General features: G+C 70.3%; 16 protein-coding genes and 1 pseudogene. 4 read left to right on the top strand and 13 right to left on the bottom strand.

Features of this window, described 5'->3' with window-relative positions; all coding sequences use genetic code 11:
- Window positions 1–10: 10 nt before the first annotated feature.
- Genes AB0I54_RS40075 through AB0I54_RS40065 form a run of 3 tightly spaced genes read right to left on the bottom strand, consistent with a single transcriptional unit; the run spans window position 11 to window position 3,230 of the window.
- Complete coding sequence (locus AB0I54_RS40075; protein ID WP_363301256.1) at window positions 11–1,414, bottom strand: pyridine nucleotide-disulfide oxidoreductase; 1,404 nt, start codon at window positions 1,412–1,414, stop codon at window positions 11–13.
- The gene (locus AB0I54_RS40070; RefSeq protein ID WP_363301255.1) at window positions 1,411–2,643 is read right to left on the bottom strand and encodes an MAB_1171c family putative transporter; all 1,233 of its coding nucleotides are present in this window, start codon (window positions 2,641–2,643) and stop codon (window positions 1,411–1,413) included. The genes AB0I54_RS40075 and AB0I54_RS40070 overlap by 4 nt, the downstream gene beginning before the upstream one ends.
- Window positions 2,640–3,230, bottom strand: a complete 591-nt coding sequence (locus tag AB0I54_RS40065) for a toxin-antitoxin system, toxin component family protein (RefSeq protein ID WP_363301254.1) — start codon at window positions 3,228–3,230, stop codon at window positions 2,640–2,642. Before AB0I54_RS40065 ends, AB0I54_RS40070 begins: the two co-directional genes overlap by 4 nt.
- A 233-nt stretch (window positions 3,231–3,463) precedes the next feature.
- Between AB0I54_RS40065 and AB0I54_RS40060 the strand changes: the two genes are divergently transcribed.
- Window positions 3,464–4,987: an alpha-N-arabinofuranosidase gene (locus AB0I54_RS40060; protein WP_363301253.1), complete on the top strand. Its 1,524-nt coding sequence runs from the start codon at window positions 3,464–3,466 to the stop codon at window positions 4,985–4,987.
- Window positions 4,988–5,009: 22 nt separating this feature from the next.
- On the opposite strand, the gene AB0I54_RS40055 is transcribed toward AB0I54_RS40060, so the two are convergent.
- On the bottom strand, window positions 5,010–7,976 hold the full coding sequence (locus AB0I54_RS40055; protein WP_363301252.1) for a beta-galactosidase: 2,967 nt from the start codon (window positions 7,974–7,976) through the stop codon (window positions 5,010–5,012).
- Between the two features lie 73 nt (window positions 7,977–8,049).
- Between AB0I54_RS40055 and AB0I54_RS40050 the strand changes: the two genes are divergently transcribed.
- Both AB0I54_RS40050 and AB0I54_RS40045 read left to right on the top strand, forming a co-directional pair.
- Window positions 8,050–8,508, top strand: coding sequence for an Rrf2 family transcriptional regulator (locus AB0I54_RS40050; RefSeq protein ID WP_363301251.1), 459 nt, complete (start codon window positions 8,050–8,052; stop codon window positions 8,506–8,508).
- Between the two features lie 193 nt (window positions 8,509–8,701).
- Complete coding sequence (locus AB0I54_RS40045; RefSeq protein ID WP_363301250.1) at window positions 8,702–9,355, top strand: DUF4360 domain-containing protein; 654 nt, start codon at window positions 8,702–8,704, stop codon at window positions 9,353–9,355.
- 127 nt (window positions 9,356–9,482) lie between these two features.
- Here AB0I54_RS40045 and AB0I54_RS40040 read toward each other — a convergent pair.
- The 9 genes and pseudogenes from AB0I54_RS40040 to AB0I54_RS40000 all read right to left on the bottom strand — a co-directional run.
- A pseudogene (locus AB0I54_RS40040) lies at window positions 9,483–9,779 on the bottom strand (hypothetical protein); the annotation flags it as partial.
- A 37-nt stretch (window positions 9,780–9,816) separates the two neighbouring features.
- On the bottom strand, window positions 9,817–11,514 hold the full coding sequence (locus tag AB0I54_RS40035; protein ID WP_363301249.1) for a histidinol-phosphate transaminase: 1,698 nt from the start codon (window positions 11,512–11,514) through the stop codon (window positions 9,817–9,819).
- A gap of 207 nt (window positions 11,515–11,721) precedes the next feature.
- Complete coding sequence (locus AB0I54_RS40030) at window positions 11,722–12,876, bottom strand: aldose epimerase family protein (protein ID WP_363301248.1); 1,155 nt, start codon at window positions 12,874–12,876, stop codon at window positions 11,722–11,724.
- Window positions 12,877–12,930: 54 nt separating this feature from the next.
- The gene (gene mmsB, locus AB0I54_RS40025; RefSeq protein ID WP_363301247.1) at window positions 12,931–14,175 is read right to left on the bottom strand and encodes a multiple monosaccharide ABC transporter permease; all 1,245 of its coding nucleotides are present in this window, start codon (window positions 14,173–14,175) and stop codon (window positions 12,931–12,933) included.
- Complete coding sequence (gene mmsA, locus AB0I54_RS40020; protein ID WP_363301246.1) at window positions 14,172–15,722, bottom strand: multiple monosaccharide ABC transporter ATP-binding protein; 1,551 nt, start codon at window positions 15,720–15,722, stop codon at window positions 14,172–14,174. The genes mmsB and mmsA overlap by 4 nt, the downstream gene beginning before the upstream one ends.
- A gap of 45 nt (window positions 15,723–15,767) precedes the next feature.
- Window positions 15,768–16,874, bottom strand: coding sequence for a multiple monosaccharide ABC transporter substrate-binding protein (gene chvE, locus AB0I54_RS40015; RefSeq protein WP_363301245.1), 1,107 nt, complete (start codon window positions 16,872–16,874; stop codon window positions 15,768–15,770).
- 45 nt (window positions 16,875–16,919) lie between these two features.
- The gene (locus tag AB0I54_RS40010; protein ID WP_363301244.1) at window positions 16,920–17,888 is read right to left on the bottom strand and encodes a hypothetical protein; all 969 of its coding nucleotides are present in this window, start codon (window positions 17,886–17,888) and stop codon (window positions 16,920–16,922) included.
- Window positions 17,889–18,002: 114 nt separating this feature from the next.
- Window positions 18,003–19,007 (bottom strand): alcohol dehydrogenase catalytic domain-containing protein, encoded by a 1,005-nt coding sequence (locus tag AB0I54_RS40005; protein ID WP_363301243.1) that lies wholly within the window; start codon window positions 19,005–19,007, stop codon window positions 18,003–18,005.
- Entirely contained in the window at window positions 19,004–20,164 is a 1,161-nt protein-coding gene (locus AB0I54_RS40000) for a mandelate racemase/muconate lactonizing enzyme family protein (protein WP_363301242.1), read from the bottom strand. Before AB0I54_RS40000 ends, AB0I54_RS40005 begins: the two co-directional genes overlap by 4 nt.
- Window positions 20,165–20,365: 201 nt before the next feature.
- Here AB0I54_RS40000 and AB0I54_RS39995 point away from each other — a divergent pair, with 201 nt between their 5' ends.
- Window positions 20,366–21,178, top strand: coding sequence for a hypothetical protein (locus AB0I54_RS39995; protein ID WP_363301241.1), 813 nt, complete (start codon window positions 20,366–20,368; stop codon window positions 21,176–21,178).
- Window positions 21,179–21,563 lie beyond the last annotated feature (385 nt).

Genomic DNA, 21,563 nt, shown 5'->3' with positions numbered 1-21,563 from the left:
GCCCCCGGACTCACAACAGCCCGCCCGCCTTGCGTTCCTCGGCGGTCAGCGGCGGCCCGCTCAGCCGAGGCTTGAGCGGGCCGATCGCCGCCGCCAGGAGCACGTCGGGGGCGAGCAGCACCTCGGCGCCCCGCTCCAGGGACGTCACGTCGGTGACCCTGCGGGCGACCCGGCCGTTACCCGTGGCCGTGAGCATGAGCCGGTCGACGTAGGCGGCCACGAGCCGGTCCCTGAGCGTGGGGCCGTTCTCCGTCGCGCCCGGGTAGAACACGTCCTGGCCTATCGCCAGGTCCCAGGCGGCCCGGACCGGTCGGGCCACCGCCTTCTGGACACGGCGCGACAGCCCCGGCACGGCCCACCCCTGACGCCGTATCACGTCCCGCATGATCCGCACGCTCTGGGCGGCCGCCGCCAGGCCCTGCCCGTAGATCGGGTTGAACGCGGCGAGCGCGTCGCCGACGACGGCGAAGTTCTCGGGCCAGACCGGCATCCGCTCGTAGAAGTGACGGCGGTTGACGGTGGCGCGGGTGACCGACACGTCGGACAGCGGTTCCGCGTTGCCGAGCAGATCGCCGACCACCGGGTGCGGCAGCGCGCGGGCGAAGGGGAGGAAGTCGTCGTTCTCCGCAGACGGTTCGCCGCCACGGGTGCCGGACAGGGTGGCGATCCACCGGCCGTTCTCGATGGGCACCAGCCAGCCCGACCGGCCCGGGACCCCGGCGCGCGGGTCGGCCTGCACATTGACGACCGGGAAGCCGTCCCGGGCCTGGTCGGGGGCGAGGAAGAGGCGGCTCGCGTACACCAGCCCGGAGTCCACCTCGCGCCGCTCCGGCGCGGGCAGCCCGAGCGCGGCCAGCCACCGGGGTGTCCCGGAGCCGCGCCCGGTGGCGTCGACGACCAGGGCGGCGGCGAGGGTGCGTTCCTCGTCGTCCGGCGTCCGGATGCGTACGCCGGTGACCTCCAGGTCCGTCCCGGTGAGCCCCAGCACCTCGGCTCCGCCGAGGAGTTCGATGCGCTCGTCGGCGAGGACCTTCGCGCGGATCGTGGCGTCCAGCAGGTCGCGGCCGGCCAGGATCACATGGTGGGACTCCGGCCAGCGGCGGAACCAGCCCTGCGAGGACAGGGCGACCACGTCCGTGGTGACCGGCAGCCGGTGGGCGCCCGCGCTCCGCAGTGCCTCGGTGATGCCCGGCAGCAGGTCCTCCACGGCCCGTACGCCGCCCGACCACAGCATGTGGGCGTGCCGCGCCTGCGGCAGCCCGCGGCGTGGCTCGGGCCCCTCGGGCAGGACGTCGCGGTCGACGACCACGACACGGTCGGCGAAGCCGGCCAGGGCCCGCGCCGCGAGCATGCCGGTGTGGGATCCCCCCAGCACGACGGCGGTTCTGGCGGCGGGGGTGGAGCGTTCACTCATGCGCGGGCACTCTCTGCCGGGGCGGTCGCCCGGGCGCGCACCGCCTCGATGTCGTCGGGGTGGCTCAGGGCCCGGGACACGGCCTGGATCTTCTGGAGCAGATAGGTGGTGTCCGGGCCGGACGAGGCGGCGGTGGCGTCGGTCTCCGGCGACCGCCTGCGGGTCTCGACGGCGTCCAGGATCGTCACGGCGGCGGCGAGTGCCTCCGCCCGGCCGGGCTCGGCGCCGAGGGCGCGGGCGGCCTCGTACGACCGGGTGCGCAGGCCCTCGTCGAGGTGCCGGGAGAGCTGGAGGAGCGCGTCGCGGATGAACGTCTCGCGGCGGATCAGGCGCAGTTCCCCGGTGGCGCGGGGCGTGAAGGGCTCGCGGTTGCCGGTGACGGTCCGCATCAGTTGGTAGAGGGGCCGCAGTTGCCAGTGGCTGAGGCGCACGTGCCAGCGCTCGGCCAGGTACTGCCCCGCGTGCGGGATGATGAAGCCCACGGCGACCAGGGTGGCGGAGACACAGGCGGCCGACGGCGCCAGGTACGTGCTCAGCCAGTCCAGGTCGTGGCCGGTCCAGCGGGCGACGACGGCGGTGAGCTTGGAGGCGTCGAAGAGCAGGTTCGTCGCGTAGCCGACGCCCAGGAACCTGAGCCCCCAGCGCAGCCAGGCGTCGAGGCCGTCGGTGCGGATCCAGTTCCAGATCAGCCGGGCGGTGATCGTGCAGGCCACGGTGTGCGCGATCAGATAGAGGAGGATCTCCTCGCGCATGAACGGCGTGTTGGCGTAGTAGGTGTCCAGGTCCTGCAGGCGTTCCACGGGGACGTCCGCGAGCGCGAACAGCACCCACAGGGCGACGACCACACCGGCGTAGAGGGAGACGACCCACCGGGTCGCGCGACGGGTCGCGGCCGAGCGGTCGGAGATGCCGTTGCGCCAGGCGATGATCAGCAGCAGCCAGGACGCGCAGAGCGCGGTCAGCAGCGAATACACCCAGGGCGCCGAGATGTTCGGCACCCCGGTGACCCGGTTGGTCCAGGAGATGGTCTTGGGGGCCGCGAAGACGAACACCGCGCAGGCGAACAGCAGCAGTCCGCCGACGGCCCGCAGCAGCGGGTCGCGCCACATCTTGATGATGCTGGGCAGTTTGATGGCCAGCGCGACGGTGAGGACCACCGTCGGCAGCCAGAAGGAGATGTACAGACCGCGGGACAGATCGGGCCCCGGCAGGCCGAAGGCGTTCGTCACCGCGCCGCACCTCCGCGGTAGCCCATGGAGCGCTGGACCGGGTCGAGGCGCGCGCGGGTCCCCTGCCCGGACAGCAGGGGCCGGAAGGCCGCGGCGAGCCGGTGCCCGAAGTCGTCGGCCGCGGCCTCGTCGGCCTCGCGTGAGCCGTTGCGGGCGGCGACCCTCAGGGCGACGTCGTCCAGGCCCGCCAGCGCGTGGACGGTGGCCGCGCCGACGCCGTGATGGTGCCGGTGCCCCGCGTGCAGGTGCCACAACTCATGGCCGAGTATGACCAGTTGCTGCAGGGCCTCGGCCCGTTCCTCCACGATGACCAGGTCGAAGTCCTGGAACTCCACCCACAGACCGGTGACTTCGATCTCGTCGGGGAAGCGTTCGAAGCGCAGCTCGACCGGCCGCCCGGCTCGCCGCTCGCCCATGGCCGCGCACAGCGCCCGGCACAACTCGCGTACGTCGGCGGGGGGATGGGGTCTCGCACGCACCGCACGGGCGAGGTCGGCGGCGAGTCCGCGCTTGCCCGATGCGGAACGGGTGCGCCACAGCCTCGCGGCGATCCGGGCAGCCCGCTGCCGCGCGCCCGCGATGTCCATCACTCCCCCTTCTCACCGCCGGTCGACGGCCTGTCCGAGATTACGCGCCCGGACGTGTTCGCGTCATGCGATCCGACGACCGTGGTTCAACCAGGAATGATCACTTCGGTGACGGGAGCCGCCCGAAAGTCACGCCGGCCCCATTGACGCGCCGACGCCCGGATCTTACGGTCCGGTCCGAGGTTGCGATCACAATTCGAGATGTCGAACAACAGGGCAGGGAAACGGACCCCATGAGCAAGCGCAGCACCGCCCGCTTCACCCTCGACCCGGCCTTCACGGTCGGCGAGGTCGACCCCCGTCTCTTCGGATCCTTCGTCGAACACCTCGGCCGCTGTGTCTACACCGGCATCTTCGAACCCGGCCATCCCGGCGCCGACGCGGCCGGCCTGCGCACGGACGTGCTGGAGCTGATCCGCGAACTCGGTGTCACCACCGTCCGCTACCCCGGCGGCAACTTCGTCTCCGGCTACAGGTGGGAGGACTCCGTCGGCCCCGTCGAGGACCGCCCCCGCCGCCTCGACCTCGCCTGGCACTCCACGGAGACCAACCGCTTCGGCCTCTCCGAGTACATCGCCTTCCTCCGGAAGATCGGCCCCGGGGCCGAGCCCATGCTGGCCCTCAACCTCGGCACCCGTGGCGTCGCGGAAGCGCTGGAGCTCCAGGAGTACGCCAACCACCCCTCCGGCACCGCCCTGTCCGACCTGCGCGCCGCCCACGGCGACAAGGACCCCTTCGGCATCCGGCTGTGGTGCCTCGGGAACGAAATGGACGGCCCCTGGCAGACCGGCCACAAGACCGCCCGGGAATACGGCCGTCTCGCCGCCGAGACCGCCCGCGCCATGCGGCAGCTCGACCCGGACGTCGAACTCGTCGCCTGCGGCTCCTCCAACCAGTCCATGCCCACCTTCGCCGAGTGGGAGGCCACCGTCCTGGCGGAGGCCTACGACGTGGTAGACCACATCTCCCTGCACGCCTACTACGAGCCCGTCGACGGCGACCTCGACTCCTTCCTCGCCTCCGCCGTCGACATGGAGTCCTTCATCGAGAACGTCGTCGCCACCTGCGACCACATCGGCGCCCGGCTCAAGTCCCGCAAGAGGATCAGCCTCTCCTTCGACGAGTGGAACGTCTGGTACATGTCCCGCTGGGAGGCGCACGCCGAGGCGCAGGACCCCGCGGGCTGGCCGGAGGCCCCCCGCCTGCTGGAGGACAACTACAGCGTCCTGGACGCCGTGGTCCTCGGCTCGCTGCTCATCGCCCTGCTCCGGCACGCCGACCGTGTCGCCGTCGCCTGCCTCGCCCAGCTGGTCAATGTCATCGCGCCGATCCTGACCGAGCCCGGCGGACCGGCCTGGCGGCAGACGACCTTCTTCCCGTTCGCGCAGGCCTCCCGGTACGGGCGCGGCACGGTCCTCGACGTCCGGGTGGACTCGCCGACCTATGAGACGAAGAGGTACGGCGAGGCCGACCTGCTGCACGCCACTGCGGTCCGCGCCGACGACGGCACGGTCACCGTGTTCGCCGTCAACCGCGGCCGCACCGAGCCGCTCCCGCTGGAGATCGCCCTGAACGGGCTCGGCCTGACCTCCGTCGTCGAGCACAGCGCCCTCGCGGACGCCGACCCCGACGCCCGCAACACCCTCGACGACCCGGAGCGGGTCGCCCCGCACCCGGCCGAGGGCACCACCCTCCAGGACGGCAGGCTCACCGCCGTACTGGAGCCGCTGTCCTGGAACGTGATCCGGCTGGCCTAGGCCTCACCGGCAGGCGCAGGCCTCAGCGGCCGGGGGAGGCCACCGGTGTCACCGGCACCCCTCCGGCCGCGCTGCCCAGCAGCGTCAGCCGCACCCGGCCCGGGCCCGACTGCGTGGTCAGCTCCGACAGCACCGCCAGGGCCAGGGTGTTGGTGCCCCGGGTGCGCAGGATGCCGTTCGGCAGGACGAAGGTGTGCTGCGGGCCGACGTCGTTGATGTACTGGCCCATGTTCCAGCCGTTGAGGAAGATCTGCGCCCGGTAGGAGCGGTACGGGTCGTCCTCCAGGACCAGCCCGACCGAGGCGTCGATGCCGGCGGGCACGGCCAGTTTGAACTCGGTCCGGTACCAGGTCACGCCCTGCCGCCGCTCGGCACGCGGGAAGGCCACGGCCTCCCAGTCCCCGTCCGCGAGACCCGGCAGGTGCCAGCCCTCCCGCTCGCCGTACAGCCCGCCGTTGTTCTGCGGCCCGCGCACGGGATCGACGGCCGCCTCGCCCTGCAGACGCCAACCGACCTTCGGCGCCGCCCCCTTGAAGGAGACCTCGGTCAGCCCGCGGGCCACCTTGTGCGTGTCGAGCGCCTTGCCGTCCTGGTCGTGCTGCATGCGCCGGACCAGTACGGACAGCACATGCCGGCCGGGACCGCGCAGCTGCTCGCGCACCGGGAAGGCGGCCGTGGCCGCCCAACTGCCCTTGCGGACCGTGCTGTTGTCCGGAACCGGCATCCGGTGCGTGCCCAGCGGCTCCCCGTCCAGCCATGCCATCAGCAGACCCTGGGTACCGGTGCTGTAGCCGAGCGAGACCTCCTCGATGCCGGTCGAGTCCGTGAACGTGCCGCGGTACCACACGTCGCCGTAGTGGAAGCCGTAGTCGTCGGCGAACAGCACCGGCTGTCCCTTCGGTACCGGTGTGGTGCTGTACGACGTCGTCCGGTCGGCGGCCCGCCACGCGGAGTCGTCGAAGTTCGGCCAGGCCTCCGGATTCTCGGTGCGCATGCGCCAGCCGCCCAGCTCGGGCAGCCGCACCTCGGGCACGCCCGGCACCAGCGTCTCCGCGTACAGGCTCTTGGAGGTGGTGATCCGAGTGGGCACCGGGCGCCCGTTCCACGTCACGCTCTCGATCCCGCGCGGCCCCCACACCTCCAGACCGGTCTCCCCGATCGTGTCGCCGGTGAGCTCGACCGTGGAGCCGTTCAGCGCGACATGGCGCAGCAGCGCCGGGCCGTAGACGAACACGGTGCCGGACGGGGTGTCGTACGGCCACAGGCGCACCCCGGTCGCGTCGTCGGCGAACAGGAGCAGCAGCGGTGTCTCGCTCTCACCGCGCTCGACCAGCACACGGGTGAGCCCGCCCTGGCCGAGGGGCACGTTCACATACAGGGCGTTGCGGTCGTACACCCAGCCGGCCTCGGGGTCCAGCCGGTTGACGACGGGCTCGACCGGGCACTCCAGGACCAGGCGCGCCATCTCGCCGTACCGCCCGGTGAACAGCGCGATGTCCTGGCGTCCCGCGTTGATGACCATCATGGGCTGCGCGGTGCAGTACCTCAGCCGGCGCTTGCCGAGGGAGAGCCCGGTCGTCAGCAGCTTGGCGTCCCGGGCCGGAACGGTGACCGGGACGTCGCCCTCGGCGGTCGGCAGACTGGAGGTGACCGCCTTCGTGCCGTCGTTGCGCACGACGTACACATGAGCCTCGGTGTCCGGGTTGGTGAGGTGGTACACCTTGAGCCCGTCGGCCCGCACGTCCTCGGCCCGGTCCAGCTTGGCGAAGTCGGGCACCCGTTGCAGCAGATGCCCGAGCTGGTGCATCGGGGCGATCTTCTCGGTGACGTTGCGCGCCTCGTCGATGGCCGCGCCGTAGTCGTACGACGTGTAGACGACCGGCGCGGGCAGCCAGCCCCACGAGGTGCCGCCGAAGGTCATGTAGACGTTGTGCAGCGTGATGCCGTTGGCCAGGTTGGTCAGGTAGAAGCGCCGCTCGTAGGCCGCGTCCCGGGTGCGCCGCGACTCGGCGTACCCCTTGCCCTGGAACCACGCCCCGCCCCACGGGTCGAACCAGCCGCCCCCGAACTCGGGCACGAACCCCGGTGTGCGCGGACTGGCCGTGGCACCGCCCTTGAGCCCGCCGGGCCCGAAGTGCCCCCAGTCCGGCGGCGGCTGGGCGGGCGACGGGTAGCCGTCGAAGCCGTACAGCCAGTTCCCCTTCTCACCACCCGTGTCGAAGGTGCCGGGGACCCAGTGGCCGTTCCTGCCCTTGTCGTTGTGGAAGAGGGGGACGTCGATCCCGTCCCGCCGCACCTTCCGGTACAGATGGGACATGTAGTCGCGGCCGGCCGGCTCGCTCACATGGGCGTCGTACTCGTTCTCGATCTGGTACAGCAGGATCGTGCCGGTGCCCTCGGTGAACAGATGCCGGCGGGCGATCCGGTTCACCGCGGTGAGCCACTCGTCGGCGTACTTCAGATAGGCGGGGTCTGCCGTCCTCGCCGTCCCCGGTGTGGCCGTGAGCCAGCCCGGGAAGCCGCCGCCGTCGATCTCGGCGTTGATGTAGGGACCCGGGCGGAGGATCACATACAGCCCGGTCTCGGCCGCCATGCGCAGGAACAGATCGAGATCCCGCACACCCGTGAAGTCGTGGTGGCCGGGAGCGGGGGAGTGGTAGTTCCACGACACATAGATGCTGACCGCGTTGTAGCCGTGCGCCCGCATCTTCTGCAGCACGTCCCGCCACAGGGACGGGCTGGGCAGCCGGAAGGGATGCATCTCGCCGGACCAGACGACCAGCCGTCTGCCGTCCACGACGAGCGAGTAGTGGTCGTACCCGATCGTGTGCCGTCGTCCGTCGGCGCTCGGCGGGGCGGGGGCCGGGCCGGTCGGCACGCTGCGCGCGGCATACGCCGAGGGCGCCCCGGGGCCGCCGCTGCCGCCCAGGGCGAAGCCGAGCGCGGCCGAGCCGGCGAGGGCACTGAATGAACGTCTGCTGAGCGCCAAGGGATCCTCCCGGGCGATCTTACGGGGCGCGGGTCCGGCCATTCTCCATGGAGGTACGCCCCACAATGGACCCATGAGGATCTCGGCACGGGCGGATTACGCGGTACGGGCGGTGCTGGAGGTAGCCGTACGGCAGGGTGAAGGCCCGGTTAAGGCGGAGGAAATCGCCACCGAACAGGTCATCCCGCACAAGTTCCTGGAGGGGATCCTGGGGGATCTGAGGCGCGCCGGAATCGTGGACAGCAGGCGCGGCGGGGGCGGCGGCTACCGGCTGGCCCGCGAGGCGTCGAAGATCACGGTGGCCGATGTCATCCGCGCGGTGGACGGCCCGATCGTCTCGGTGCGGGGCGAGCGCCCCACGGGCCTCGCCTACACGGGGACCGCCCAGCCGCTGCTCCCCGTGTGGATCGCGCTGCGCGCCAACGTGCGCAAGATCCTGGAGGGCGTCACGATCGCCGACATCGCGACGGACACCCTCCCCGAGCCGGTACGCCGGCTCGCGGCGGAACCGGCGTCCTGGGAGAACCCCTGAACCTCGCCGGTGAACGGCGCGCGGTCGTCGGCGATGGAGTGTGAAATCCGCTGGTGTGAATGGCCTGAGTTCGCCCTGCCCTGCTCTCGTGCGGCTTTCTACGATGCGATCGCCGCCCCGGCCTTCACAGGTGCCACACAGTTTCTTCATGGGCCGGAGGCGTTCCACCCCCCACTCCACGACTGGAGAAACCATGACTGGTGGACTCCTTCTGAGCGGCGCGGTCGCCGCTCTCCTCACCACCGCGCTGCCGGGCCAGAGCCCGTCCTCCGTGATCGACAACCCGCCCCCGGACAAGATCGTCATCGATGTCGCCACAGTGAACGGCTCGGGCTGTCCGCAGGGCACCGCCGCCGTCGCCGTCTCGCCCGACAACACCGCCTTCACGGTCACCTACAGCCAGTACCTCGCCCAGGCCGGCGGCAACTCCGACCCGACGTCCTTCCGCAAGAACTGCCAGCTCAACCTGATCGTGCACGTCCCGCAGGGCTTCACCTACGCCATCGCCAGCGCCGACTACCGCGGCTTCGCCTCGCTCCAGTCCGGCGCGAGCGGCGTCCAGAGAGCCTCCTACTACTTCCAGGGCTCCTCGAACACCGCGGCCAAGACCCACCCGTTCAGCGGTCCCTACAACGACGACTGGCAGGCCACCGACAGCACCGACTGGGCGCAGCTGGTCTGGGCGCCCTGCGGGGTGCTGCGCAACTTCAACATCAACACCGAGCTCCGGGTCAACGCCGGCAGCGCCAACCCCGGCAAGGTCAGTTTCATGACGATGGACTCGACGGACGGTGACATCAGCACCGTGTACCACATGGCATGGAAGACATGCCCCGCGAAGTCCTGACGGTCTGACGGCCTGACGATCGGCCCCGACCGCACCGGGGACGCGTACCCCGACCGCACCCGGGTACGCACACGGGCCCGCGCCCTGCGAGGCAGGGCGCGGGCCCGTGGCTCTCGTGTCGCGCCGGTCAGTCGTCCACGCCGAGGGTGAGCGTGCCGCTGTAGCCGGAGGAGGCCGAGCTGCCCAGGGCGGTGAGGGCCAGGAGACCGGACGATGCGCCTCCTCCGTCGTACGCCGCCGCGCAGGAAGGTGCCGTCGTCCGACTCGGTGTGGCCGTTGTTGCCGACGTAGCCGGAGTACTCGCCGAGCGCGTCGGCGTGCCGGATCTCCACCAGGGCGTTGCTGAGGGGGTGCAGGCGGAGTTCACGACGGTGAGGGCGAACTTGAGCGGGGCGCCCGGCTTTCCTTCGGTGACGTCGGACCGTCAAGGCGCCGTTGAGACAGCCGTGTGAGGGCCGGCCCTAGCCCGCCTGTCCCATGCCCGCCGCGTTCGGCCAGCTCTGGGCGTTCGGCCAGCCCGTCGCCGGAGCCGGGGTCAGCCCCGGGGCCGGGGCCGTCATACCGCGGACCTGGGCCGCGGTGAGGCCGCCGCGGGCCGGGACCCCGGGAGGGGTGGGCCCGGCGACCGCGGCGGCGGGTGCCGGCACCGGCGTGGGGAACGGCGCCGGCACCGGCGTGGGGAACGGCGCCGGCACCGGCGTGGGGACCGGTGCCGGAACCGGTGTGGGGACCGGCGTGGGGACCGGCATCGGGGTTGGCATCGAGGTTGGCATCGGGGTCGGCGCCGGAGGGGCGGCCGGGGCGGCCATGGGCTGCTGCATGGCCTGGGCTGCCGCCGGCATCGGCATCCCGACGCCGGCCGGCTGGACGGCGGCGGGGAGCGGCATGCCGGTGCCGGCGGCCGGGGCGGCGCCGGCACCGATGGCCTGCGCGGCAAGCCCCAGCATCCCGGCGCCGTTGGTCTCGCTCACCAGCCGGTCCACCGCCGCCGTACCCGAGCTGTAGCTGGTCCCTGTGCTCAGCTCGGGTACGGCGGCTCCCCTCCTGGACCCGTAGAGCACCTGCTCCAGGCCGGACACCAGGCGACGCACGTCGACCTGGGGGCGCACCACGAGCCTCAGGAAGCGGCTGGAAGAACCGATCTTGTTGCCGCACTCACGGACCAGGATCCGGTGCTCGGTGAGCATCCGGTCCCGGACCACGGTGCCCTCGGCGCCGACGGGCAGGCGCACGAAGAGGAAGTTGCCCTGCGACGGATAGACCGTCAGACCCGGCAGCGCGGACAGCTGGCTGGCCATCTCCAGCCGGTCGCGACGCACCTGCATGAGGCTCTGCGCATACTCCGCGCCGTGCTCCTTCAGCATGAACACCACGTGCTCGGCGAAGGAGTTGAGGTTCCACTTGGGAAGCATGGAGCGGACCTTGCCCGCCAGGGACGGGTTGGCGACCAGATAGCCGAAGCGTATGCCGTGCAGTCCGAAGTTCTTGCCGAGGCTGCGCAGCACGACCACGTTCGGGCGCAGCATCGCCTCCTGCACGACGCTCGGCTCGGCCTCGGCGTCGGCGAACTCCAGGAAGGACTCGTCGATCACCACCAGGTCCAGGTCCGCCATCGCGTCCATGAACTGCACCAGCGCCTGGCGGTGGATGAATCCGCCGTCGGGGTTGTTCGGGTTGCAGATGACGGCCACGCGGGTGCAGCGCTTGCGGATGAACTCCGCGTACTGCGCCAGGTCCAGGGCGAAGCCGCTGGACTCCTGGAGCGGGAACATGTCGACGCGCTTGCCGGTCTCCATCGGCTGGTCCGTCCAGCGGCCGAAGGTGGGCACCGGGACGGCCAGGGACTCACGGACCAGCAGGTGGTCGATCCAGGTGATCAGCTCCGTGGAGCCGTTGCCCATCGCCACGCACTGCGGCGGCAGTTGCAGCAGGTTGCACAGCTCCGCCGTGATGGTGTCGGCGCTGCTCGGGTAGTACGTGATGATGTCCCGCAGCCGGGCCGACATCTCCTCGAACATCGCCGGGGTGGGGAAGTACGGATTACAGGGGATACAGAAGTCCACCGGCCCGGCCCCGTCGCCGCCCTGCCGCGTCAGCGCCGCCATCGACGGGCTGTGTGCCGCGGTGTTGCGGAACAGCGAGGTGACGTTTTCGGCCATGGAACCTCCGTATGAGGCGAGCCCGACGGGGACGGCTGGGCTCGTCGTCCTGGGTGGCCCGCGCGGGGGAGCACGGGCCACCTCTCTATACGGAGACGGGTGGTGGGCTGTTCAACACGTGTGAAAGAAGTGTGTGTTCGGGAACCCGGGGCCCGTGCGCCGCGTCACGGGCCCCGTGGCTCAGATCACGCAGGTCACGCAGGTCGTTCAGACACCGAAGGAGTGGATCGTCGTCGTCCGGTACGTCTGCCCCGGGCGCAGCACGGTCGACGGGAACGCGGGCTTGTTCGGCGAGTCCGGGAAGTGCTGAGTCTCCAGGCAGAGGGCGTCGCCCTGGCGGTAGGTGCGGCCGCCGGTGCCGGTCAGGGTGCCGTCGAGGAAGTTGCCGGAGTAGAACTGCAGGCCCGGCTGGTCGGTGGCGATCCGCAGGGTGCGGCCGGAGTGCGGGTCGCGCAGGCTGGCGACGTGCTCGGGCTCGGCGGTGCTGCCCTTGTCCAGGGCCCAGTTGTGGTCGTAGCCCTTGGCCTGCACCTGCTGGACGTGGCCGGCGCGGATGTCGCGGCCGATCGCCTTCGTCTTGCGGAAGTCGAAGGGGGTGCCCTGGACCCTCGCGAGCTCGCCGGTGGGGATCAGTCCCGTGTCGGTGGGGGTGTAGCGGGAGGCGGCGATCGTGAGCTCGTGGTTCTCGATCGTGCCGCTGCCCTCGCCGGCCAGGTTCCAGTAGACGTGGCTGGTGAGGTTGACGACGGTGGCCTTGTCGGTGGTGGCCTCGTAGTCGATACGCCAGTCGCCGTGCCGGGTGAGGGTGTACGTCACCTTCGTCCGGAGCGTGCCCGGGTAGCCCATCTCACCGTCGACGCTGGTGTAGTACAGGTGCAGGCCCACGTCGGAGCCCTTGGTGAACGGCTCGACGTCCCAGATGTGCTTGTCGAAGCCCTTGACCCCGCCGTGCAGGCTGTTCACACCGTCGTTCACGGACAGCTGGTAGGACTTGCCGTCCAGCGTGAACTGTCCCTTGCCGATGCGGTTGCCGTAGCGCCCGATCAGGGCGCCGAAGTACGGCGTCTTCGCCACGTAGTCGTCGATGTTGTCGAAGCCCAGCGAGACGTTGGCGTAGTGGCCGTGCCGGTCGGGCAGTTCCAGGCACTGGACGACACCGCCCCAGTTGAGGACCTTCAGCCGGGTGCCGCCGTTCTCCAGCGACCAGCGGTACACCTTGGTGCCGTCGGCGAGCTTCCCGAAGAGCGACTTCTTCGGCAGCCTGCCGCCGCCGGCGGCCTCGGCGGTGCCCGTTCCGAGGGTCGTGGCGGCGAGGCCAGCGGCCGCGGCGCCTGCTATGACCGTGCGTCTGTTCAGTTCCATGTGCGGCTCCTGTAAAGGGAGGGGCCCCGCCGTTTCCGGCGGGGCCCGAGCTACTTACGAACCGGACTTGCGCTTGTTCCACACATCGAAGCCGACCGCCACCAGCAGGGCGAGGCCCTTGATGACCTGTTGCCAGTCGGTGCCGACGCTGAGGAGGTTCATGCCGTTGTTCAGCACGCCGAGGACGAGACCGCCGATGATGGCGCCGAGGACGGTGCCGACACCGCCGCTCATGGACGCGCCACCGATGAACGAGGAGGCGATCGCCTCCAGTTCGAAGTTGACGCCCGCCTTCGGCGAGGCCGCGTTCAGACGGGCGGCGACCACCAGACCCGCCAGGGCCGCGAGCACGCCCATGTTCAGGAAGACATAGAAGGTGACCTTCTTGTCCTTGACGCCGGACAGCTTGGCCGCCGGCAGGTTGCCGCCGATCGCGTAGATGTGACGGCCGAAGACGGCGTTGCGCATGATGTAGCCGTAGCCGACCACCAGCGCGCCGAGGATGATCAGCACGATGGGCGCGCCCTTGTAGCTGGCGAGCAGCATCGTCAGGGTGAGGATCGCGGCGACCAGGGCGACCAGCTTCAGCAGGAAGAGACGGCCGGGCAGCACCTCCAGCGCGAACTCCTGCTGACGGCCGCGGTCCCGCACCTCCTGCCACACCACGGCGACGATCAGCACGAGGCCGAGGAGCAGCGTGAGGTTGTGGTAGTTGGTGTGCGGGCCGGCCTCGGGCAGGAAGCCGTTGCCCATCTTCTGCAGACCGTCGGGGAACGGGCCGAGGGTCTGGCCCTTGAGCAGGATCTCCGTGAGGCCGCGGAAGAGCAGCATCCCGGCGAGGGTGACGATGAAGGACGGTATGCCGAGATAGGCGATCAGGAATCCCTGGACCGAGCCCGCGACCGCGCCCACCAGCAGGCACAGCACCAGGGCGAGCGGCCAGGCCATCCCGTGCTGCACCGTCAGCACGGCCGCGAAGGCACCCACGAACGCGGTCAGCGAGCCGACCGACAGATCGATGTGGCCCGCGATGATCACCAGCATCATGCCGATCGCGAGGATCAGGATGTAGCTGTTCTGCAGCACCAGGTTGGAGACGTTGCGCGGCAGCAGCAGGTCCCCGTCGGTCCAGATCGCGAAGAGCACGACGATCAGGCCGAGGGCGATCAGCATGCCGTACTGCCGCATGTTGCGGCGCAGGCCGTCCAGCATCAGCCCGAGCAGACCCCCGCCCGTGGCCGGCCCGCTCCTGCCCGGCGGCGCGGGGGCCGGGCTCTTGGCGGTGACATCCGTGCTCATCGCGTTACCTCTTTGTCCTTCGTCATATGACGCATCAGCACTTCCTGCGTGGCCTCGGCCCGTGGCACCTCACCGGTCAGCCGTCCCGCGGACATCGTGTAGATGCGGTCGCACATACCGAGCAGCTCGGGCAGCTCGGAGGAGATGAAGACGACCGCCTTGCCCTGGGCGGCCAGCTGGTCGATGACCGTGTAGATCTCGTACTTGGCGCCCACGTCGATGCCGCGCGTGGGCTCGTCCAGGATCAGCACGTCCGGCCCTGCGAAGATCCACTTGCTCAGGACGACCTTCTGCTGATTGCCGCCGGACAGCTTGCCCACCGGCTCGAAGACGGTCGGCGCCTTGATGTTCATGGACTTGCGGTAGCCCTCGGAGACCTGCCGCTCCTCGTGCTCGTCGACGATCCCCCGCTTGGCGACCTTGCCCAGCGCGGTCAGCGAGATGTTGCGGTTGATGGTGTCGATGAGGTTGAGGCCGTAGTGCTTGCGGTCCTCGGTGACGTACGCGATCCCGTGGTCCACCGCCTCGGCGACGGACTTCGTACGGATCTCCTTGCCGTCCTTGAGGACCGTGCCGCCCGCGTACCGGCCGTAGGTCCGCCCGAAGACGCTCATCGCGAGCTCGGTGCGGCCGGCGCCCATCAGGCCCGCGATGCCGACGATCTCCCCGCGGCGCACCTGGATCGACACGTCGTCGACCACCTTGCGCTGCTGGTCGATCGGATGGTGCACGGTCCAGTTGCGGATCTCCAGCGCCGGGGCCGCGCCCTCCTCCGCCTCGTGCGGGGTGCGCTCGGGGAAGCGGTGGTCCAGGTCGCGGCCCACCATGCCGGCGATGATCCGCTCCTCGGTGGTCTCCGCGGCCTTGACGTCCAGCGTCTCGATGGACCTCCCGTCGCGGATGATCGTCACCGAGTCGGCGACCTTGCGGATCTCGTTGAGCTTGTGGGAGATGATGATCGAGGTGATGCCCTGGTTCTTCAGCTCCAGGATGAGGTCCAGGAGCTTGCCGCTGTCCTCGTCGTTCAGGGCCGCCGTCGGCTCGTCGAGGATGAGCAGCTTGACCGACTTCGACAGCGCCTTGGCGATCTCCACGAGCTGCTGCTTGCCGACGCCGATGTCGGCGACCCGGGTCTCCGGATGCTCGTCGAGACCGACCCGGCGCAGCAGTTCGGTGGCGTGCCTGAGGGTCTCGTTCCAGTTGATGAGCCCGCGCCTGGCGTGCTCGTTGCCGAGGAAGATGTTCTCCGCGACGGAGAGGTACGGCACCAGCGCCAGCTCCTGGTGGATGATGACGATGCCGTGGTGCTCGCTCGCCCGGATGTCCTTGAAGCGGCAGACCTCTCCCTCGAAGAGGACCTCGCCCTCGTACGTGCCGTGCGGATGGACGCCGGAGAGCACCTTCATCAAGGTGGACTTCCCGGCGCCGTTCTCACCGCAGATGGCGTGGACCTCGCCCTGGCGGACGGTCAGAGTGACGTCCGAGAGCGCTTTGACACCGGGAAAGGTCTTGACGATCGAGCGCATTTCCAGGACGGGTCCCGCCATGGTCGTGCCTTCCAATCAGTGTTGTCGGGGTCGGGTGCGTCCGGACTACTTGAGTTCGGCGTCGGTGTAGTAGCCGCCCTTGACCAGCACGTCCTCGTAGTTGGCCTTGTCGACGCTGACCGGCTGGAGCAGGTAGGAGGGCACGACCTTGGTGCCGTTGTCATAGGTCTTGGTGTCGTTGACCTCGGGCTTCTTGCCCTTGAGGGTGTCGTCGACCATGGTCGCGGCGACTTCGGCGAGCTTGCGGGTGTCCTTGTAGACGGTCTGCGTCTGCTCCCCGGCGATGATCGACTTCACCGAGGCCAGCTCGGCGTCCTGGCCGGTGATGACCGGCAGCGGCTTGCTCTTGGAGCCGTAGCCGTCGGACTTCAGCGAGGACAGGATGCCGATGGAGATGCCGTCGTACGGGGAAAGGACCGCGTCGACCCGCTGGCTCTTGTAGGACGAGGTCAGGATGTCGTCCATGCGCTTCTGGGCGGTGGCGCCGTCCCAGCGCAGGGTGGTGACCTTGGTGAGCTCGGTCTGGCCGGAGCGGACGACCAGCTTCTTGCTGTCGATGTACGGCTTCAGGACGCTCATCGCGCCGTTGAAGAAGTACTTGGTGTTGTTGTCGTCGTTGGAGCCGGCGAACAGCTCGATGTTGAAGGGGCCCTTGCCGCTCTTCAGGCCCAGCTTGTCGACGATGTAGTTGGCCTGGAGCTCGCCGACCTTGCTGTTGTCGAAGGACGCGTAGTAGTCGACGTTCTTGGTGCCGAGTATCAGCCGGTCGTAGGCGATGACCGGGATGTTGGCGTCCGCGGCCTCCTGGAGCACGTTGTTCAGGGACTTGTTGTCGATCGCCGCGACGATCAGGCCCTTGACGCCCTGGGTGATCAGGTTCTCGATCTGCGAGACCTGCTGGTCGGGGTCGTCCTCGCCGAAGACCAGCTTGGTCTTGTAGCCCTTGGACTCCAGGTTCTTGACGACGTTGTTGCCGTCGGATATCCAGCGCTCGGAGGACTTGGTCGGCATCGCGATGCCGATGGTGGCCCCCTTGACGCTGCCGCCCTTGTCCTTGCTGCCGCCCTCGCTGTTCTGGCCGCAGGCGGACAGGGTGAGGGCGAGGGAGGCGGCCGAGGCCATGACGGCGAGGGCGGCTCTGCGGTTGCGCATGTGATCAGTCCTTGTTCGTCTCGACATTGGGGGGTCCTGGGCGTTTCAGGCGCCGGCGGGAAAGCGGTTGAGCGGTCCGGGCAACCGGGAGCCGAGCGGCGCCATGTCGCCGTCCGCGCCGTGCCGGGCGAGCAGGTCCAGGGCGAGGCGGCCGCGCCGCACCCGCTCCCGGGCGGTGTCCAGGGTCACGTCCCGCAGATGGGTGCCCCACGGGTAGATGCCGGGAGCCTTGGACAGACCGAACTTCAGATAGAGCGGTGCGCCGCGCCGGATCAGCTCGGCGACCTCGTACATCCGGATGTATCCGCCGAGGTCGTCGGGGGCCTCGATGTACATGTCCATGGGGGCGGCGGACACCCGGCGGATCTCGGTCAGATGATCGAGCGTCAGATCGCTGGGCACATTGAGGGAGTCGGCGCCGAGGCGCTCGTACACCGCGTACGACGCCGGGTTGACGGGTCCGATCAGTGCCGAGACCTTGAGCGTGGTGTCGGCCGGGATGATGCCGCTCTCACGTGCCCGGTGCAGGGTCCACAGCACGCCCTCGTCGGCTACCAGCAGGCACTTGACGCCCAACTCGGTTGCCCGGACGGCGTCTTCGACGCATCCGGCGACCGCGTCGTGGCCCCGGGCGCGCAGGCCGCCGCCGCGTGAGTCGCTGCGCACCGAGCCGCCGATGTCCCAGGTGCCGCGCGGGCCGGTGAACAGGCAGAGTTCTATGTCGCGTTCGCCGGTGGCCTCGACCATCTCGGTGATCTCGGCGTCGGTGAGCATCCACACGCCGCTGCCCTGGCTGATCCGGTGGATCGGCACGTCGAGCCGGGAGGACTCCTTGAGGACGACCGCCAGCGCCTCGGGACCCTCGCACGAGGGGATCTCGGTGCGCCAGCGGCCGCCGCCCGGGAAGGTGTGCGCGGAGGCGTCGGCGGGATCGAGGGCGGGCGCGCCCAGGCCCAGGGTGGTGAGCGCCTGCTCACCGGGCCGGCGGGCTGCCGTGGCGGATGCGTCGGTCACAAGCTGTCCTTCGTGTTCGATATTTCGGACAAGGTTCGCGGCTCTGGGTATGAAAAAGGGCTGGGTGGTACGCCGGTCACGGCGCCGTCAGGTGACGCCGTGACCGGCGTACGGCTAGGGGCGGAGCAGCACCTTGCCGACCTTCGGATCGCCGGCTCCCACCAGCTCGATGGCCTGCGAGAACTCGGTCAGCGGCAGCTCGTGCGTGACCAGGGGCAGCGGGTCGAGCAACCCGGCGCCGAACACCCGTACCGCGTGCGCCCAGGCGTCCGGCGGCGCCCCGAAGACGGTGTGCACCTCCAGCTGCCGTACGACCAGACCGGTCGGGTCGAGACCCTCGGCACCCGGCGCCGGGATGCCCGTGAGGACCAGGCGTCCGCCGCGCCTGAGCAGGGAGGCGGCGGTGCGCGCGGCGGACGCGGACCCGGCGGTCTCGATGACGACGTCGAAGTCGTCGGGAAGCTCCTGGTCCTTGGTACGGAAGTCACTCGCCCCGAACCGCCTGGACAGCGCCTCCCGGTCGTTGCGGGTGCCCACGACCAGCAGCTCCGACGGCGAGACGGCCTTCAGGAACTGCACCGCGAACATCCCCAGCGTCCCGGTGCCCACCACCGCGACCCGCTCGCCCGGCCGGGCGTTCCCCTTGAGCGCGGCGGCCGCGATACAGGCGGCCGGCTCCAGGAGGGCTGCGGCGGTGAGGTCCGCCTCGTCCGGCAGGACGTGCAGCAGCCGGGCCGGGAGCGTGAGCGTGGTGGCCATGGCGCCCGGCTGGGTGAAGCCGGTCTCCTCGTACCCCGCGGTGCACAGGGTGGTCTCGCCCGCGTGGCAGCGGTCGCACACCTGGCAGTTGCGGAAGCCCTCGCCGACCACCTTGCGGCCGACCAGGGAGTCCGGCACCCCGGCACCCACCGACCACACCGTGCCGGACCACTCGTGGCCGGGCGTCAGCGGGTAACGGACGTAGCCCTCGGGCCGGTTGCCCTGGTACACCTCGCGGTCGCTGCCGCAGATGCCGACGGCGTGCACGGCGACCAGTGCCTCGCCCGGACCCGGATCGCGCGGCTCGTGCGGTACGACGCGGTGCTCGCCCGGTGCTTCGACGACGACGGCGGTGTTCACTTCTGGGCACCCTTCGGCTTGCGCTGCTCCCAGCCGTCGGCCCACAGGTCGAACCGGGCCTGCTGCTGGGGGAACTCGGCGGCCGCGTCCGCGTCGAACTCGACGCCGAGACCGGGCGCGTCGGACAGCTGGAAGTACCCGTCCACGACCTCCGGGGCGCCCCTGACGACCTTCTTGATCTCCGCGTCGGCGAAGTCGTTGAAGTGCTCCAGGATCTTGAAGTTCGGGGAGGTGAACCCGACCTGGAGGGAGGCCGCGGTGAGCACGGAGCCGCCCACGTTGTGGGGGGCGACGAGCATGTAGTGGGTCTCGGCGGTGGCGGCCAGCTTCCGGGTCTCCCAGATGCCGCCGATGTGGCCGACGTCCGGCTGGATGATGTCGACGGCCTGGCTCTCGAAGAGCTCACGGAACTCGATCCGGTCGTGGATCCGCTCACCGGTGGCGACCGGCAGGTCCACCTTGGCGGCCACCTTCTCCAGCGCCTTGAGGTTCTCCGGCGGCACCGGCTCCTCCAGCCAGGCGGGCTTGAACGGGGCCAGCTCCCTGGCCAGCCGGACCGCGGTGGCGGGGGAGAAGCGGCCGTGCATCTCCAGCATCAGCTCGGCGTCCGGGCCGATGGCGTCGCGCACCGCCTCGATGAGGGAGACGGAGTAGAGGGTCTGCGCGTGGTCGAGCTCGAAGTGCCCGGTGCCGAACGGGTCGATCTTGAGGGCCTTGTAGCCGCGGGCCATGACCTCCTGGGCGGCCTTGTGGTAGGCCTCCGGGGACCGCTCCGTCGTGTACCAGCCGTTGGCGTACGCCTTGACCTTGTCGGTCACCTTGCCGCCGAGCAGCTGCCAGACCGGGACGCCGAGCGCCTTGCCCTTGATGTCCCAGCAGGCCATCTCGACGACCGCGATGCCGGACATCACGATTTCACCCGCCCGGCCGAAGTCGCCGTACTTCATACGGCGTACGAGGTCCTCGACGGCGAACGGGTCCGAACCGAGAATGTGGTTGGCCTCGGCCTCCCGCAGATAGCCGATCAGCGCGTCGGTGTGACCGAGCATCCGGGTCTCGCCGACTCCCGTGATCCCCTCGTCGGTGTGCACCTGCACGTAGGTCAGGTTGCGCCACGGCGTCCCCACCACGTGTGTGCTGATTCCGGTGATGCGCACGGCAGTTGCCTCTCAGCTGTTCGAGATTTCGTCACACGTTCGAAATGCTGGCGTGACAGTAAGGACGGGGCGGCGGGGGTGTCAATGGGTCGAACAGGTAACGGTTTCGACAAGGCTTTCGAGAGCTTTTTCGATCTCCCACAGAACCTTCACAGTGGCGCCTAGGAACGTGACCGGTGCGGAACTTAGTCTTCCGGCGTCATGGACTACTGCCACCCGTGCCGACGGCACCTCAACGGCGCCCTCGCCTGCCCGGGGTGCGGCACACCCGTCGAAGAGCTACGCGCGTATCAGCAGGAAGCGGACGCGGTCCCTCAGGGTCCGCACGAGTACAAGGACGAGTCCCCGTACGACGGTTACGACGACGAGGGCGACGACGCCGACGGCGATGGTGGCAGCGATGAGAACGAGCCGCGGGGACGCGCGGCCCGGCGCCGCGAGCAGGGCCGTGGCCGCGGCCGGGGCCGGGCGCGCGGAGGCGCCGCCGAGGGTCCGTCCGGCGCCGACGCGAGCCGTCGCGACCGCAAGGCCGCGGCCCACCGTCGACGGCGGCGCCGCACGATTCTGATCACCGCGGGGTTCGTCCTCGCCGCGGGTGGACTGAGCCTTGCCGAACTGGGCATCGACGCCCCGTTCTCCAGCCCGAAACCGGCCGCGGCCGGAGGCGCGACGACGGACGGCGGCTCCTCGTCCGCGAAGGCCGGCAAGGCCACCGGGCCCCTGGACGACGCGTCCGGCGGCTCGTCGGGAGAGGGCACCTCCTCGACCGCCTCCGTCTCCCCGTCGTCCTCGAAGTCCGACAAGGACAAGGCGTCCAAGTCCCCCGACGACAAGGCGACGGACAAGTCCGACGACTCGTCGGCCACCGGCTCGGGCACTGCAACCTCCCGCCCGACCGCCACGACCACGGCCGAGCCGGCCCCCGCCCCGACCACGGCCGCGCCGACCTCCGTCCCGACCGCCCACCCGTCCCCGACCCAGACATGCAAACGGTTCTTGTGGTGGTGCACGTGAGGTAGCCGACGAAACCGCCACGCGCCCGGGGGCACACGGCCGGCGACCACTCCGCCCGCGGTCTTGACGGTGGGCGCGCGCTTCGAGCGCGGGCTGCTGCCGCAGGCGAGCGGGGTTCGGCGCCGCTGGGCACGGCGATCGCGTGGTCGGCGACCACCCCGCCGGGGTCCTGCTGGCGTCTGCTTCGAGTGCGGGTCGGTCGGGCGCCGCTGCCGCAGGCGAGTGGGCTTCGCTGCCGCCAGGCATGGCGATCGTGCGGTCGGTGACCACGCCGCCGGGGTCCTGTTGGCGTCTGCTTCGAGTGCGGGTCGGTCGGGCGCCGCTGCCGCAGGCGAGTGGGCTTCGCTGCCGCCAGGCATGGCGATCGTGCGGTCGGTGACCAACG

Source organism: Streptomyces sp. NPDC050625 (assembly GCF_040654755.1).
Classification (GTDB): Bacteria; Actinomycetota; Actinomycetes; order Streptomycetales; family Streptomycetaceae; genus Streptomyces.
Note: the sequence above shows the minus strand (reverse complement) of the source record. Positions and strands in the feature narration are given on the sequence as shown.

What these genes read in the sequence shown, in the direction of transcription:
- AB0I54_RS40075 (WP_363301256.1), bottom strand. Translation starts at nt 1,414, where the DNA reads ATGAGTGAACGCTCCACCCCCGCCGCCAGAACCGCCGTCGTGCTGGGG.
- AB0I54_RS40065 (WP_363301254.1), bottom strand. Translation starts at nt 3,230, where the DNA reads ATGGACATCGCGGGCGCGCGGCAGCGGGCTGCCCGGATCGCCGCGAGG.
- AB0I54_RS40060 (WP_363301253.1), top strand. Translation starts at nt 3,464, where the DNA reads ATGAGCAAGCGCAGCACCGCCCGCTTCACCCTCGACCCGGCCTTCACG.
- AB0I54_RS40050 (WP_363301251.1), top strand. Translation starts at nt 8,050, where the DNA reads ATGAGGATCTCGGCACGGGCGGATTACGCGGTACGGGCGGTGCTGGAG.
- AB0I54_RS40045 (WP_363301250.1), top strand. Translation starts at nt 8,702, where the DNA reads ATGACTGGTGGACTCCTTCTGAGCGGCGCGGTCGCCGCTCTCCTCACC.
- AB0I54_RS40035 (WP_363301249.1), bottom strand. Translation starts at nt 11,514, where the DNA reads ATGGCCGAAAACGTCACCTCGCTGTTCCGCAACACCGCGGCACACAGC.
- AB0I54_RS40030 (WP_363301248.1), bottom strand. Translation starts at nt 12,876, where the DNA reads ATGGAACTGAACAGACGCACGGTCATAGCAGGCGCCGCGGCCGCTGGC.
- mmsB (WP_363301247.1), bottom strand. Translation starts at nt 14,175, where the DNA reads ATGAGCACGGATGTCACCGCCAAGAGCCCGGCCCCCGCGCCGCCGGGC.
- mmsA (WP_363301246.1), bottom strand. Translation starts at nt 15,722, where the DNA reads ATGGCGGGACCCGTCCTGGAAATGCGCTCGATCGTCAAGACCTTTCCC.
- chvE (WP_363301245.1), bottom strand. Translation starts at nt 16,874, where the DNA reads ATGCGCAACCGCAGAGCCGCCCTCGCCGTCATGGCCTCGGCCGCCTCC.
- AB0I54_RS39995 (WP_363301241.1), top strand. Translation starts at nt 20,366, where the DNA reads ATGGACTACTGCCACCCGTGCCGACGGCACCTCAACGGCGCCCTCGCC.